Raw genomic sequence first — 15,037 nt, forward strand, 5'->3', positions numbered from 1 at the left:
GAGCTTGGCGGTTCAACTTAGGTTAGCCTAACCTAAGTTACGTGCCAGGGAACTTGCCTCGTCCGTGACCGGGATCACGTCGACGCCCCCGCACAACCGCCTGCGGGGGCACGGGTGGTGGCTACTCCGCCTCGCGGAGCTGTTCCTCGCTCATGCCCTGGCGCCAGTACCCGACGAAGGTGATCCGGCGCCGGTCGATCCCGCGCTCCCGGACGAAGTGCCGACGCAACGCCTTCACGCATCCCGACTCGCCCGCGATCCAGACGTACGGGTACCCGGCGGCCGGGAGCCGGGCCTCCCGGAGGGCGTCCACGGAGTTCCCCCCGACCACCCAGGTGACCTCGACGTCCGCCGCGGTCATCAACTCCCGTACGTTCCCGGCATCGTGCGTCTCCAGCCAGACCCGGACGCGCTGACCGGCCGGCAGGGACTCCAGGATCGACGCGATGGCCGGAAGGGCGGTCTCGTCGCCCCACAGCACGATCAGATCGGTGTCCCCGGGCGGCCGGAACCGGATCGCCCGGTTGTCGGCCACGGCCGGCCCCAGCAGCACGACCCGGTCCCCGGCGCCGGCGCCGAAGGCCCAGGCGGAAGCGGGCCCGGCCGGGGTGTGCAGCACGAAGTCGACGTCGATCTCGTCGGGATCGCGCCGCAGCGCACGCAGGGTGTACGACCGCATCACGGCCCGTACGTCGTCCGGCAGTTCACGCCACGCCTGCCACCAGTCGTCCCCGAGCTCGTAGGGGACGGCCGGCGCCTCCTGTCCCGGATGCGGCAGGAAGAGGGACAGCGACTGGTCCCGCCCGTCGGAGAAGAAGTACTTCAGGTCCTCCCCGGCGAAGGTGACCCGGACGAGCGACGACCCGAGCCGCCGAGCCCGCACGACCTGAAGGGAGAAGAACCGAAAGGGGGCGGCGACGGCGGTGGTCATGTGTACTCCTGAGGCGTCGTCAGGCTCTGAGCGGGGGTGGAGCGGCCGACCGAGGGGCGCGGGGAGCTGTGCGACCGGCCACGGACGGCCCGCAGGTCACCCACGACGCCGGCCAGACGTTTCAGCTGACCTTCTTCGCCTTCTCCAGAGCCTCGGCGAGGTTCTCGAGAAGCGGCACACACTTCGCGTACGAGAGGATCGGCTCCGGCGACCGCGCGATGACCTGCCCCGCCTTCACCGCGGGCAGCTTCTTCCAGGTCGCCTCGGTGATGTCGGCCGGCTGGATCGTCGAGGAGCGGTCGTCCATCATGATGATGTCGGCCGCGTACTTGTCGACGTTCTCCCAGCTCAGCGACTCGTACCAGCCGCCGCCCTCCGCCTTGGCGCTCTCCGGCGGCTCGACGAAGTTCACGCCGAGGGCCTTGAAGTACTCCAGGTCGATGGAGAGGTTGGTGCCGGACACGTAGAACAGCTCGGTACTCGCGGACCCGGCCAGCACCTTGATCTCGGGCTTGGCCTTGGCGGCGGCGCGCAGCCGGGCGGCCGCGTCCTCGAACTTCTTCTTGGCGTCGGTGGCCGCGGCCGCCGTCATGTCGGCGCCGAGGGACTCGGCCAGCTCCCACATGCGCTGGAGCGGGGCGGTCAACTGGCGGTCGTAGACGGAGATGCCGACACTCGGGGCGAGCTTGGCGATCTTGTCCTTGGACGCCTCGGGGACGTACCAGAGGGTGCCGGCGTTGTCGAACATCGTGGAGATGAGGACGTCGGGCGTGAGGGTCGCGTACTTCTCGACGTTGAACTCGTCCCAGACGTTGCCGAGGACCGTCACCTTGGTGATGTCCATGTCGCCGGCCTGCACGTCGGCCTTGCCCGCGGCCGTCCTGGTCGGGCCGAAGACGCCCTTGACCTGGATGCCGTAGTCGTACAGGGCGGCGCCGACGCCCGTGAACGCGACGATGTTCGCGGGGATCTTGTCGAGCTTCACCGTGGTGCCGCGGTCGTCCTCGAAGGTCCAGGGACCGGACTTGGCCGAGGCGCTCGCCGACGACGGGGAGCCGCTGGTGCTCGCGTCGTCGTCCCCGCAGGCGGCGAGCACGGCACCGAGGCCGAGGGCGCCACCGGCGGCGAGGATGCCACGGCGGCTGGGACGAGCGGCTCTGGCATTGGACATGTCTCTGGCTACTTTCGAACGGGGCGGATCACCCGAGGACTTATCGAATGTAGGTTAGCCTAACCTCATCTGGGATCGCGTGGCCCGGCAGCCTGCGGGGCCACCGGACCGGCGATGTCGGATCGGCCACCGATCGTCGTCCGAACGCGCTGCCGCGCGCCCCGGGCTCAGCCCGATCCGTCAGCCCGTCAGCCCCAACTCCCGGGCGATCAACATCCGTTGCACCTCGCTCGTGCCCTCCCCGATCTCCAGGATCTTGGAGTCGCGCCACATCCGGGCCACCGGGTACTCGTTCATGAAGCCGTAGCCGCCGTGGACCTGGGTGGCGTCGCGGGCGTTGTCGACGGCGACCGTCGACGAGTAGAGCTTCGCCAGGGCGGCCTCCTTCTTGAAGGGGTCGCCGGCCACCAGCCGCGAGGCCGCGTCCCGCCAGGCGAGGCGGGCCGTGTGGGCCTTCATCTCCATGTCGGCGATCTTGAACTGGATGGCCTGGTTGGCGCCGATCGGGCGGCCGAACGCGTGCCGCTGCTTCGCGTACTTCACCGACTCGTCCACGCAGCCCTGCGCGAGCCCGGTCGCCAGCGCCGCGATGGCGATACGCCCCTCGTCGAGGATCCGCAGGAACTGCGCGTATCCGCGGCCCTCCTCGCCCAGCAGGTTCGCCGCCGGGACCCGCACGTCGGAGAAGGACAGCTCACGGGTGTCGGAGGCGTTCCAGCCGACCTTCGAGTAGGGGCTCGCGACGGTGAAGCCCGGGGTGCCGGACGGGACGATGATCGCCGAGATCAGCGGTCGGCCGTCCGGCTTGCGGCCCGTCACCGCCGTGACCGTGACCAACCCCGTGATGTCGGTGCCCGAGTTGGTGATGAAGCACTTGGTGCCGTTGATCACCCACTCGTCCGTGTCGGGGTCGAGGCGGGCCGTCGTACGCGTCGCGCCCGCGTCCGAGCCGCCGTCCGGCTCGGTCAGCCCGAAGGCGCCCAGGATCTCGCCGGAGCACAGGCGCGGCAGCCACTCCCGCTTCTGCTCCGCCGTCCCGAAGAGATGGATCGGCATGGCGCCCAGCGAGACGCCCGCCTCCAGGGTGATCGCCACGGACGAGTCGACGCGCGCGAGTTCCTCCAGCGCGATCCCGAGGGCGAGGTAGTCGCCGCCCATGCCGCCGTGCTCCTCGGGGAACGGCAGCCCGAACAGGCCCATGCGGCCCATCTCGCGGACGATCTCGTACGGGAACTCGTGCCGCTCGTAGTAGTCACCGATCTTGGGCGCGACCACGTCGTGCGCGAACTCCTCGACGGTGCGGCGGAGTTCTTCCAGTTCGGGGGAGAGACGGTGGTCCATTTCGGGTCACTGCTCCTTGTGGGGCTGTGTCGTGCCGAGTGCTCGGACGGTGCGGGACGGGCTGGGTCGGCCCAGTCGGTCGGCCATCCACTCGCTCGTGGCGACGAGACGGCCGAGGTCGACCCCGGTGTCGATGCCGAGGCCCCGCAGCATCCACACGAGGTCTTCGGTGGCGAGGTTGCCGGTGGCGGACTTGGCGTACGGGCAGCCGCCGAGACCGCCCGCCGAGGCGTCGACCGTGCTCACGCCGTGCTGGAGCGCGGCGAGGGTGTTGGCGAGCGCCTGGCCGTAGGTGTCGTGGAAGTGCACGCCCAACGCGTCCGTGGGAACGCCCTGTCCGTTCAGCGCGGTCAGCAGCGCCCGGACGTGGCCCGGGGTGGCCACGCCGATCGTGTCGCCCAGGCTCAGTTCGTCGCAGCCCAGGTCGAGCAGGGCCCGGCAGACCCGGACGACCTGATCGACCTCGACCGCGCCCTCCCACGGGTCGCCGAAGCACATGGAGAGGTAGCCGCGCACATGCACGTCCTGCGCCTTGGCCCGGGCCACCACCGGTTCGAACATGGCCAGCGCCTCGTCCACCGTGCGGTTGAGGTTGGCCTTCGCGAAGGACTCGGTGGCGCTGGCGAACACGGCGACCCTGCGGGCGCCCAGGGCAAGGGCACGGTCCAGTCCGCGTTCGTTCGGCACCAGGACCGGCAGCGCCACGTCCAGATCGCTCACCAGTGGGAACAGCTGCTCGGAGTCGGCGAGTTGGGGCACCCACTTCGGATGGACGAAGCTGGTCGCCTCGATGGTGGTCAGGCCCGCGTCGGCGAGACGGTGGACGAACTCCGCCTTGACGGCCGTCGGCACGGCCGACTTCTCGTTCTGCAGGCCGTCGCGCGGACCCACCTCGTGGATGCGCACCCGCGCGGGCAGACCCGCGGCCGGTACCGCCATGGGAAGGGTCACTGGTCCTCCTCGACCGGGGTGATGACGGCCAGTACCTGGTCCATGGCGACCGTGGTGCCCGGCGTCACGTCCAGTTCGGCGACCGTGCCCGCGTGCGGGGCGGAGATGACGTGCTCCATCTTCATCGCCTCGACGACCAGCAGGCTCTGGCCCGCGGCCACCTCGTCGCCGACGGCGACCTTGACCACGGTGACCGTGCCGGGCATGGGCGCGGTGAGCGAGTCGGCGCCCGCGTGGGCCCCTCGGGTCAGGGAGTCGGCGACCGGGTCGTGGTCGCGCACCTGCCAGGCGTCGCCGTCGCGGCCCAGCCAGGTGCCGTCCGGCAGTGCGGCGAAGGTCTGTGTGACGCCGTCGAGCCGGCAGGTGAACCGGGGATCCGCGCCCGGCCGTGGGGCCGGGCCCCCGGCGCCCCGCAGCGGGGTGCCGGCCCCGTCGGTCAGCACCTCGGCCCCGCCGTCCGCCGTGCGGCGCACGCGGACGGTCACCGGGGCGTGTCCCGGCACCTGCAGGTGGTGTGCCGTCCAGGCGGGCTCGCCGCCCAGGCGCCAGCCGTCGGCGACGGAGAAGGGGTCCACCCAGCCCGCGTCGGGCGCGGGGGTGAGCGCGGCCTGGCGCAACAGCGCCGCCGCCGCGTAGACCTCCTCCGGCACGCCGGCCGCGACGAGCGTCTCGGCCTCCCGCTCCACCAGTCCGGTGTCCAGCTCGCCGGCCACCACCGCCGGATGGGCCAGCAGCCGCCGCAGGAACCCGGCGTTGGTCTGCACGCCCAGCGTGACCGTCTCCGCGAGGGCCGCCCGGAGTCTGCGCAGCGCGCTCTCCCGGTCCGGTCCGTAGGCGATCACCTTGGACAGCATCGGGTCGTAGAGACTGCCGACCTCGGTGCCCTCGCTCAGCCCGGAGTCGGTGCGCACGCCGTCGCCCTGGGGCTCGCGCAGCCGGAGCACCGTCCCGCCGGAGGGCAGGAATCCGCGTCCGGGGTCCTCGGCGCAGATCCGCGCCTCTACCGCGTGCCCGGTCAGCCGGACGTCCTCCTGGCCGAAGGACAGCGGCTCACCGGCGGCCACCCGCAGCTGCCACTCCACCAGGTCCAGGCCGGTGACCAGTTCGGTGACCGGGTGCTCCACCTGGAGGCGGGCGTTCATCTCCATGAAGTAGTACGACGACCCGGGGGGCCCGGGGGGTGTCCCCCCGACAGGCACAGTGGTGCCCGGCACGATGAACTCCACCGTGCCCGCGCCCCGGTACCCGCACGAGCGCGCCGCCTGGACCGCCGCCTCGCCCATGGCCGCACGGGTCTTCTCGTCCAGCAGGACCGAGGGCGCCTCCTCGACGATCTTCTGGTGCCGGCGCTGGAGGGAGCACTCGCGCTCGCCCAGGTGCACCACGTTCCCGTGGCCGTCGGCCAGCACCTGGATCTCGATGTGCCGGGGCCGGTCCACCCACCGCTCGACGAGCAGCGTGTCGTCGCCGAAGGAGGCGCGGGCCTCGCGGCGGGCGGCGGCGATCTCCTCGTCCAGCACGGCCAGATCCCGTACCAGCCGCATGCCCTTGCCGCCGCCGCCGGCCGACGGCTTGAGCAGGACGGGCGCGCCCAGCTGATGCGCGGCCTCGGCCAGATCGGGGTCACGCCCGCCGGGGACGACCGGCACCCCGGCCGCCTGCACGGTCTCCTTGGCCCGGATCTTGTCGCCCATCAGGGAGATGGCGTCCGCGGGCGGTCCGATGAAGACCAGCCCGGCGTCGGCGCACGCGCGCGCGAAGCCGGCGTTCTCCGCGAGGAAGCCGTATCCGGGGTGGACCGCCCGGGCGCCGGTCCGGGCGGCCGCCTCCAGCAGCCGCTCCACCGACAGATAGCTCTCGGCCGCCGGCGGCGGACCGATGCGCACGGCCGTGTCCGCCTCCCGGACGTGCCGGGCGTCCGCGTCGGCGTCGGAGAAGACGGCCACCGAGCGCACCCCCAGCGCGCGCAGTGTGCGGATGACGCGGACGGCGATCTCGCCCCGGTTGGCCACAAGCACGGTGTCGAACATCAATGCTCCCCTCCTCACATCCGGAAGACGCCGAACTGGGGTTCACCCAGCGGCGCATGGGCACAGGCGGTCAGGGCGAGGCCCAGTACCTGCCGGGTCTCCAGCGGGTCGATGACGCCGTCGTCCCAGAGGCGGGCGGTGGCGTAGTAGGCGTTGCCCTGGCGCTCGTACTGCCGGCGGACCGGGGCCTTGAAGGCCTCTTCCGCGTCCGCCGGCCACTCCTGGCCCTGCGCCTCCAGCTGGTCCCGCTTGACGGTCGCGAGGACGGAGGCGGCCTGCTCGCCGCCCATGACGGAGATCTTGGCGCCCGGCCACATCCACAGGAAGCGGGGCGAATAGGCCCGGCCGCACATGGAGTAGTTCCCGGCGCCGTACGACCCGCCGACGACGACCGTCAGCTTCGGCACGCGCGTGCACGCCACGGCCGTCACCATCTTGGCGCCGTGCTTGGCGATGCCCCCGGCCTCGTAGTCCCGGCCGACCATGAAACCGGAGATGTTCTGGAGGAACACCAGCGGGATCCCGCGCTGGTCGCACAGTTCGATGAAGTGCGCGCCCTTCTGGGCGGACTCGGAGAACAGGATGCCGTTGTTGGCGACGATGCCGACCGGGTGGCCGTGGATCCGGGCGAAGCCGGTGACCAGGGTCTGTCCGAACTCGGCCTTGAACTCCGAGAAGCGGGAGCCGTCGACCACGCGCGCGATGACCTCGCGGACGTCGTAGGGGGTACGGGAGTCGACGGGCACGGCGCCGTAGAGACCGTAGGGGTCGACCTTGGGCTCGACGGACGCCCGCACCTCCCAGGGGAGGGGCCCGCGCGCGGGGAGCGTGTCCACGATGTTCCGGACGATCCGCAGCGCGTGCGCGTCGTCCTCCGCGAGGTGGTCGGTCACGCCCGACACGCGTGCGTGCACCTCGCCGCCGCCCAGTTCCTCAGCGGTGACCACCTCGCCGGTGGCGGCCTTCACCAGCGGGGGGCCGCCCAGGAAGATCGTGCCCTGGCCGCGGACGATGACGGCCTCGTCGCTCATGGCCGGGACGTAGGCGCCGCCGGCCGTGCACGAGCCCAGTACGGCCGCGATCTGCGGGATCCCGGCCCCGGACATCCGGGCCTGGTTGTAGAAGATCCGCCCGAAGTGCTCCCGGTCCGGGAACACCTCGTCCTGCATGGGCAGGAAGGCTCCGCCCGAGTCCACGAGATACAGGCAGGGCAGCCGGTTCTCGAGGGCGACCTCCTGGGCCCGCAGATGCTTCTTCACCGTCATCGGGTAGTACGTCCCGCCCTTGACGGTGGCGTCATTGGCGACGATCACGCACGCGCGCCCGCTGACCCGCCCGATCCCGGCGATGACCCCGGCCGCCGGGGCCTGCCCGTCGTAGAGGCCGTCGGCGGCGAGCGGGGCGAGCTCCAGGAAGGGCGACCCCGGATCCAGCAGGGCGTCCACCCGGTCCCGGGGCAGCAGCTTCCCGCGCGCGGTGTGCCGGGCCCGCGCCTTCTCCCCGCCCCCCAGCCGGGCCGCCGCCAGCTTGCCGCGCAGCTCATCGACGAGTGCGCGGTGCGCCGCCTCGTTGGCCCGCCAGGCCTCCGACGCGGGGTCTTCCGCGCTCGTCAGCTCCGGTGCCTGCTCCATCCTTGCGGTCCCCTCACCCAGTGATCGACTGTTAATGAGCGTTAACCATTTCCTTCAGGTTAACGACCGCTAACCTCCCTGTCTAGAATTGCCTTCATGGCCACGAGAACCGACGCCCCGACCCGTCGCGAGCAGATCCTCAGGGAGGCCGCGCGGCTGTTCGCCGAGCGCGGGTTCCACGGCGTCGGGGTGGACGAGATAGGCGCCGCGGTCGGCATCAGCGGTCCGGGGCTGTACCGGCACTTCCCCGGCAAGGACGCGATGCTCGCCGAGCTGCTGGTCGGCATCAGCGGCCGGCTGCTGACCGGCGCGAAGCGGCGCCTGGAGGAGGCCGACGGTGTGCCGTCCGAGGCGGTCCTCGACTCGCTCGTCGAGGGCCACATCGACTTCGCCCTCGACGACCGTCCCCTGATCACCCTGCACGACCGGGAGCTGGACCGCCTGCGTGACAGCGACCGCAAGCTCGTCCGCCAGCTCCAGCGGCAGTACGTCGAACTCTGGGTGGAGGTCCTGTGCGCCGTGCATCCGGGCCTCGCCGAGCCGGCCGCCCGCTCGGCGGTGCACTCCGTCTTCGGTCTGCTGAACTCCACCCCCCACCTCGGCCGACCGGGTTCCCTCCCGGGCCGCGCGGCCACGGCGGCCTTGCTGCACCGGATGGCCCGGGGGGCCTTCGCGGCGGCCGTGGAGTGACGAGCGTTACCCCCGCCCCACCCTGGACGCTCTTCGTACTCGCCGGTACGGTTGTTCTCTGAGCAAGCGCTTAGCCAATGAGGGCCGCAACCATCATTTGAGCACCCCGACGGCGAGCAACCAGGTACGCGAGAGCGGCGCCGGTTTAGGCGCAAGGAAGGGTGGCGGCGGTGCGCCGTACGGTGTTCAACGAGGATCACGAGGCGTTCCGGGAGACCCTCCGGGCCTTCATCGAGGCCGAGGTCGTCCCCGTCTACGACGAGTGGTTCGCGGCCGGCCAGGCGCCGCGCGACTTCTACTACAAGCTCGCCGAGCTCGGCGTCTTCGGCATCCGCGTCGACGAGGAGTACGGCGGCGCCGGCATCGACTCGTACAAGTTCGAGGCCGTGCTCTACGAGGAGACCGCCCGCGCGGGCGTCTCCTTCGGCGGCTCCGGCGTGCACGTGCTGCTCGGCCTGCCGTACCTCAAGCTGCTCGCCACCGACGAGCAGAAGAAGCGCTTCCTGCCGAAGTTCGTCTCCGGTGAGGAGATGTGGGCGATCGCGATGACCGAGCCGGGCACCGGCTCCGACCTCGCCGGCATGAAGAGCACCGCCAAGCTCTCCGAGGACGGCACGCACTACGTCCTCAACGGCTCCAAGACCTTCATCACCGGTGGCGTCCACGCCGACCGCATGATCGTCTGCGCCCGTACCTCCGCGCCCACCGCCGAGGACCGCCGCCACGGCATATCCCTCTTCGTCGTGGACACCAAGGCCGAGGGCTACTCGGTCGGCCGCAAGCTGGACAAGCTCGGCCTCAAGACCTCCGACACCGCCGAGCTGGCGTTCGTCGACGTCAAGGTGCCCGTCGAGGACCTGCTCGGCGAGGAGAACAAGGGCTTCTACTACCTGGGCCACAACCTCGCCTCCGAGCGCTGGGGCATCGCCTACGGCGCGTACGCGCAGGCCAAGGCCGCCGTCCGGTTCGCCAAGCAGTACGTGCAGGAGCGCGTCGTCTTCGGCAAGCCGGTCGCGCACTTCCAGAACACCAAGTTCGAACTGGCCGCCTGCCAGGCCGAGGTGGACGCGGCCGAGGCCGTCGCCGACCGCGCCACGGAGGCCCTGGACGCGGGCGAGCTGACCCCGGCCGAGGCCGCCAGCGCCAAGCTGTTCTGCACCGAGGTCGCCCACCGCGTGATCGACCGCTGCCTCCAGCTGCACGGCGGCTACGGCTTCATGAACGAGTACCCGATCGCCCGCCTGTACGCGGACAACCGCGTCAACCGCATCTACGGCGGCACCAGCGAGATCATGAAGTCGATCATCGCCAAGGACATGGGCCTGTAAGGCCGGCGAAACCCCAGGAAACGGCTGACGGGTACAACTGTCTCCCATGAGCCAGGCACTTCAGGATCTCCTCGATCTGCTCGACCTCGAGCAGATCGAGGAGAACATCTTCCGCGGCCGGTCCCGCTCCGCCGTCGTCCCGCGCGTCTTCGGCGGGCAGGTCGCGGCGCAGGCGCTGGTCGCCGCCGGGCGCACGGTCCCCGCGGACCGTCTCGCCCACTCCCTGCACGCGTACTTCCTGCGCATGGGCGACCCGGGCGCGCCCATCGTCTACACGGTCGACCGGATGAACGACGGCCGTTCCTTCACCGCGCGCCGCGTCCTCGCCGTCCAGCACGGACAGCCGATCTTCGCGCTGTCCGCCTCCTTCCAGCGGTACGAGGAGGGCTTCGAGCACCAGGCCCCCATGCCGCCCGCCCCCGACCCGGCCACCCTTCCGACCTCCGAGGAACGACTGCGCGGCTATGCCCACCTGGATTCCGAGGTCGTCGAGAAGTTCCTGGAGGCCCGCCAGGCGGTCGACCTGCGCTACGTCGACGAGCCGCCGTACGGCCGGTACGGCGCACCGCGCGAACCGCACTCCCAGGTGTGGTTCCGTGCCAACGGCAAGCTCGCCGACGACCCGCTCCTGCACGTCGTCCTCGCCACCTACGTCTCCGACATGACGCTCCTCGACTCGGTCCTCCTCGCGCACGGGCGCGGCGGCTGGGCGGTCGGAGACGTGGTCGGGGCGTCCCTGGACCACGCGATGTGGTTCCACCGCCCGTTCCGCGCCGACGAGTGGCTTCTCTACGACCAGGAGTCGCCGTCCGCGCACGGCGGCCGGGGCCTCGGCCAGGCCCGCATCTACACCCAGGACGGACGGCTCGCCGTCTCGGTGATCCAGGAGGGCGTGGTCCGCGCGCCTCGCGGCGGCTGAGCGAGCGGCGGGTGAGCGAGCGGCGCCGCACGCGCGCGTGCGGCGCCCCCGGGGGACTTCTCTCCCTCGCCTACTCGGCCAGCCCCGCCTCCGCCAGCAGGTACGCCGTCATCGGGTCGTAGTGACGCGGGCTGACGACGTGGTCGTCGAGGGGGACCGCCACCTGGACGGTGCCCTCCGACTCGGCGATGAACAGCGCCGGGTCGTTGCAGTCGGCGTAACCGACGGAGTCCACGCCGTGCTGCCCCGCGTAGCCCGCCCAGCCGTGGTCGGCCACGACCAGATCGGGCAGCGGGCGGCCCTCCCGCTCCAGCGCGGTGAGAATGGCCTTCATCGGCTCGCCCGAGTGGGTGTGCCACAGGGTGGCGCCGTGTTCGAGGACCGCCACGTCGGCCAGCTGCCAGACGTATCCCTCGTCCGTCTGCAGCCCCTCCGGGATGACGACGATCTCGCAGCCGGCCGTGCGCAGCGCGGCGGCCGTGGCGCGGTGCACGTCGAGGAGACCGCCCGGGTGGCCGGTGGCGAAGAGCACCCGCTGCTGTCCGTCGGCAGCCTTGCGCAGCCGCGCCGCGAGCCGGTTCAGACCGTCGACCGTCAGCTCGGGGTCGATGGTGTCCTGGCCGTAGCGGTACTCGGCGTCGTCGTTCACACCCACCCGCTCCGCCATCACCGCGAGCACGTCCTGCTCGTCGGTCCAGCGGTCGCCGAGTTCCAGGCCGAGCCAGAAGTTGCGGACACCGTTCGCGAGCTGGCGGTAGTGCGACAGGTTGTTCTCGCGGGGCGTGGCGACGTCCCCGGCGATACGGGTTCTGACGAGGTGGTCGACGAGTTCGGCGCGGCTGGGCGTCCCGGGTATCGGCATGGTCTCCATTGTGAGGCAGCGGACTGTGCGCGTCTGCGCTGTTCCGGACGCTGGGACACGCGTCACTCAGCGACGTTTGAGGGAGAACCACAGCTCCATCCGGACGTCCGGATCGTCCAGGTCGGTGCCCAACAGGGCCGCGCAGCGGGCGATCCGCTGCCGCACCGTGTTGCGGTGCACGGCCAGGGCCACCGCCGTGCGGTCCCAACTGCCGTGCAGGGAGAGCCAGGTGCGCAGCGTCTCGATGAGCGTGGCGCTCGCGGCGCTGGAGTCGATCGGGGCGAGGAGCGTACGGGCGTGCGCGTGGGCCTCGTCGGCGGGCACCAGGTCCAGCAGTCCGGCGCCGGTGCCGTGCCGGACGAGTGCCGAGCGGGTGGCGCGGGCCCGGGCCAGCGCGCGGGCCGCCTGCGCGTCGGCGGCCGGCCAGTCGGCGGGGGCCGCGTCCGCGCTGACGCCGAGGGTCCAGCCCGGCTGCGGCCGCGGCGCGCGGCCGGCGGGGACGAGGACCCGTACGACGTCCCGCGCGAGGTCGACCAGCGGTGACCCGAGAGCCGCGCCCAGCGCGGAGGCCGCCACCGGGAGGTGAGGGTCCCCCCGCTCCGGCGGAGCCGGGAGCGGGGGAGCCTGCGCGTCCGGCCGGGCGTGCACGACGAACCACCGCTCACCCCCCAGCAGCGGCGCCACTTCGGTGGGCGCGGCCCCCAGCAGCAGCCGTACCAGCGCCGACGAACGGGCCGCTCCCGAGCTGCTCCGGTGCTCGCCGGTGAGGAGGGAGAGCAGGACGGCGGCGACGGAGGCGATGGTGTGGTCGCCGGGGTCGCGCCGGGGCGACGCCACCCCCAGCACGAACCCCCCGCCGGCCCCGAGCGCGTAGGCGGCGAGGTGGTCGCCGGCGGCGGTGGTGTCGCTGGCGGTGGCGGAGGCCCGGGAGCCGAGGAGGCGGGCGAGCCCGGCGAGGGAAGCGTCCGCCGCGGACGCCCGTCCCGCACCCGCGATCTCCGTCCCCTCCGGCCCGTACAGCACCGCGCGCCCCCCGACCCGCTGGGCGAGCTGCCGCAGGACGGACGGGACCGGGTCCGGGCGGGAGGCGGCGGCCGCGAGGCTCTGCTGGGCCTCCGTGACCCGGCGCAGCTCGGCGGTGCGGGCCCGCTCCATCAGCTGCCAGACCGCACGGGCGACGGCCGAGAACGTCGTCTGCGGGGGCACCTCCAGGAGCGGCAGCTCGTACGCCTCGCAGGCGGCGACCAGCGCCCTCGGCACGGTGTCGTGCACCGGTGCGACCCCGAACCCGAGAGCCGCGCCGCCCGCCGCGACGATCCGCGAGACGTAGTCCTCGAAGTACGTTCCGGACCCGGCGGCCTCCGGGATGTGCACGCCCGCCGTCAGCAGCAGCTCGCCGCCCAGCAGATACGGATACGGGTCGGCCATCTCCGAGGTGTGTGCCCCGTGCAGCACCACACCGGGCTCGTCGGGACCGGCGATCTGCCGCAGGGCGAGGTCCTCGCGGGCCAGCAGGGCGGTGAGGGGCACCGGTGGGGTGGGGGGTACGGCGGGCTCCGGCACTATGGACGTTCCCTCCACTGAGCGCGGATCGAGTGGATGAAACGTACACTTCCGGGGTGCTTTTCGGCCACCTAGGGTCAAATCCCGAACCACCTCAGCCATCAAGAAGGGTGGGCCCCGTGGCCGTCGACTACACCGTGATCGCCGTATATCTGGCCGGCATGCTGGCCATGGGCTGGTGGGGCATGCGCCGCGCCCGTTCGAAGAGCGAGTTCCTGGTCGCGGGGCGTCGCCTCGGGCCCGTCATGTACTCCGGCACCATGGCGGCGATCGTCCTCGGCGGCGCGTCCACCATCGGCGGCGTGGGTCTGGGATACCAGTACGGGCTGTCCGGCGCGTGGATGGTGTTCACCATCGGCCTGGGCCTGCTCGCCCTCTCCGTCTTCTTCTCGGCCCGCATCGCCCGCCTCAACGTCTACACGGTCTCCGAGATGCTGGACCTGCGCTACGGCGGCCGGGCCGGCGTGATCTCGGGCGTGGTGATGTGGGCGTACACCCTGATGCTCGCCGTGACGTCGACCATCGCTTACGCCACCATCTTCGACGTCCTCTTCGACATGAACAGGACCGTCGCGATCATCCTCGGCGGGTCGATCGTCGTCGCGTACTCGACGCTCGGCGGCATGTGGTCGATCACCCTCACCGACATGGTGCAGTTCGTCGTGAAGACGATCGGCGTGCTCCTGCTGCTGCTGCCGATCGCGGTCGTCAAGGCGGGCGGCTTCGGCGAGATGAAGGCGAAGCTGCCGACCGGGTACTTCGACCCACTGGGCATCGGCGGCGAGACGATCTTCACCTATGTGCTGATCTACACCTTCGGCATGCTCATCGGCCAGGACATCTGGCAGCGCGTGTTCACCGCCCGCGGCGACCGGACGGCCAAGTGGGGCGGCACGGTGGCGGGCACCTACTGTCTCGTGTACGCCCTCGCCGGCGCCGTCATCGGCACCGCGGCCAAGGTGCTCTACCCGAACCTCGCCTCCGCGGACGCCGCCTTCGCGACGATCGTCAAGGACGAACTCCCGGTCGGCGTCCGGGGGCTGGTACTGGCCGCCGCGCTCGCCGCCGTGATGTCGACCTCGTCGGGTGCGCTGATCGCCTGCGCGACCGTCGCCAACAACGACATCTGGTCGCGGCTTCGGGGCGTGGTGAGCGCCGACGGCGAGGAACGCGACGAGGTCAGGGGCAACCGCCTGTTCATCCTCCTGATGGGCGTCGCGGTGATCATCACGGCGATCGCCCTGAACAACGTCGTCGAGGCGCTGACGGTGGCGTACAACCTGCTCGTCGGCGGACTGCTGGTCCCCATCCTCGGCGGACTGCTCTGGAAGCGCGGCACGGTCCAGGGCGCCCTCGCCTCCGTCGTGGTCGGCGGTGTCGCGGTGATCGGCCTGATGGCCGGCTACGGCATCCTCGCCAACGAGCCGGTCTACTACGGCCTCCTCGCCTCCCTGGCCGCCTACCTCGCCGTCTCCCTGGCGACCCCGGCCACCGACCCCGCCGTACTGGCCGCCTGGCGCGAGCGACTGGCCGGCCGGACCCCCGAGGCGGCCGGAGCCTCCCCCGTTCCGGTGTCCCAGTAGAGTCGTACGAGAAGTAGTACATACGCGATGAAGCGTA

At 71.7% G+C, this 15,037-nt stretch carries 12 protein-coding genes; 4 read left to right on the forward strand and 8 right to left on the reverse strand.

Annotated features, from left to right (window positions below; genetic code table 11):
- Nucleotides 1-121: 121 nt before the first annotated feature.
- From ACIPFH_RS01130 to ACIPFH_RS01155, 6 genes are all read right to left on the reverse strand, one after another.
- Nucleotides 122-931, reverse strand: a complete 810-nt coding sequence (locus ACIPFH_RS01130; protein WP_401821850.1) for a siderophore-interacting protein — start codon at nucleotides 929-931, stop codon at nucleotides 122-124.
- 121 nt (nucleotides 932-1,052) lie between these two features.
- Nucleotides 1,053-2,102 carry an ABC transporter substrate-binding protein gene (locus ACIPFH_RS01135; RefSeq protein WP_401821853.1) on the reverse strand — a complete coding sequence of 350 codons (1,050 nt, stop codon included), beginning with the start codon at nucleotides 2,100-2,102 and terminating at the stop codon, nucleotides 1,053-1,055.
- Between the two features lie 180 nt (nucleotides 2,103-2,282).
- Nucleotides 2,283-3,443, reverse strand: coding sequence for an acyl-CoA dehydrogenase family protein (locus ACIPFH_RS01140; protein WP_401821855.1), 1,161 nt, complete (start codon nucleotides 3,441-3,443; stop codon nucleotides 2,283-2,285).
- A gap of 6 nt (nucleotides 3,444-3,449) precedes the next feature.
- Nucleotides 3,450-4,382, reverse strand: a complete 933-nt coding sequence (locus ACIPFH_RS01145) for a hydroxymethylglutaryl-CoA lyase (protein ID WP_359122906.1) — start codon at nucleotides 4,380-4,382, stop codon at nucleotides 3,450-3,452.
- Between the two features lie 8 nt (nucleotides 4,383-4,390).
- Nucleotides 4,391-6,424, reverse strand: coding sequence for an acetyl/propionyl/methylcrotonyl-CoA carboxylase subunit alpha (locus ACIPFH_RS01150; RefSeq protein WP_401821856.1), 2,034 nt, complete (start codon nucleotides 6,422-6,424; stop codon nucleotides 4,391-4,393).
- Between the two features lie 14 nt (nucleotides 6,425-6,438).
- A complete protein-coding gene (locus ACIPFH_RS01155; protein WP_401821859.1) occupies nucleotides 6,439-8,055 on the reverse strand; it encodes a carboxyl transferase domain-containing protein in 1,617 nt (538 codons plus the stop codon).
- A gap of 96 nt (nucleotides 8,056-8,151) precedes the next feature.
- Between ACIPFH_RS01155 and ACIPFH_RS01160 the strand changes: the two genes are divergently transcribed.
- The 3 genes from ACIPFH_RS01160 (at nucleotide 8,152) to ACIPFH_RS01170 (ending at nucleotide 10,992) form a co-directional block, all read left to right on the forward strand.
- Nucleotides 8,152-8,745 (forward strand): TetR/AcrR family transcriptional regulator, encoded by a 594-nt coding sequence (locus ACIPFH_RS01160; protein WP_359122877.1) that lies wholly within the window; start codon nucleotides 8,152-8,154, stop codon nucleotides 8,743-8,745.
- Between the two features lie 170 nt (nucleotides 8,746-8,915).
- Nucleotides 8,916-10,073 carry an acyl-CoA dehydrogenase family protein gene (locus tag ACIPFH_RS01165; protein WP_171397439.1) on the forward strand — a complete coding sequence of 386 codons (1,158 nt, stop codon included), beginning with the start codon at nucleotides 8,916-8,918 and terminating at the stop codon, nucleotides 10,071-10,073.
- Between the two features lie 46 nt (nucleotides 10,074-10,119).
- A complete protein-coding gene (locus ACIPFH_RS01170) occupies nucleotides 10,120-10,992 on the forward strand; it encodes an acyl-CoA thioesterase II (protein WP_356264840.1) in 873 nt (290 codons plus the stop codon).
- A gap of 70 nt (nucleotides 10,993-11,062) precedes the next feature.
- Here ACIPFH_RS01170 and ACIPFH_RS01175 read toward each other — a convergent pair whose 3' ends face one another.
- Both ACIPFH_RS01175 and ACIPFH_RS01180 read right to left on the reverse strand, forming a co-directional pair.
- The gene (locus ACIPFH_RS01175) at nucleotides 11,063-11,854 is read right to left on the reverse strand and encodes a phosphatase (protein ID WP_356264697.1); all 792 of its coding nucleotides are present in this window, start codon (nucleotides 11,852-11,854) and stop codon (nucleotides 11,063-11,065) included.
- 66 nt (nucleotides 11,855-11,920) lie between these two features.
- The gene (locus ACIPFH_RS01180) at nucleotides 11,921-13,417 is read right to left on the reverse strand and encodes a helix-turn-helix domain-containing protein (protein ID WP_401821862.1); all 1,497 of its coding nucleotides are present in this window, start codon (nucleotides 13,415-13,417) and stop codon (nucleotides 11,921-11,923) included.
- Nucleotides 13,418-13,536: 119 nt separating this feature from the next.
- Here ACIPFH_RS01180 and ACIPFH_RS01185 point away from each other — a divergent pair, with 119 nt between their 5' ends.
- A complete protein-coding gene (locus tag ACIPFH_RS01185; RefSeq protein WP_401821865.1) occupies nucleotides 13,537-15,000 on the forward strand; it encodes a sodium:solute symporter in 1,464 nt (487 codons plus the stop codon).
- The last annotated feature ends 37 nt before the right edge of the window (nucleotides 15,001-15,037 follow it).

This window comes from Streptomyces sp. NPDC088157 (genome assembly GCF_044741545.1).
Taxonomy (GTDB): Bacteria; Actinomycetota; Actinomycetes; order Streptomycetales; family Streptomycetaceae; genus Streptomyces.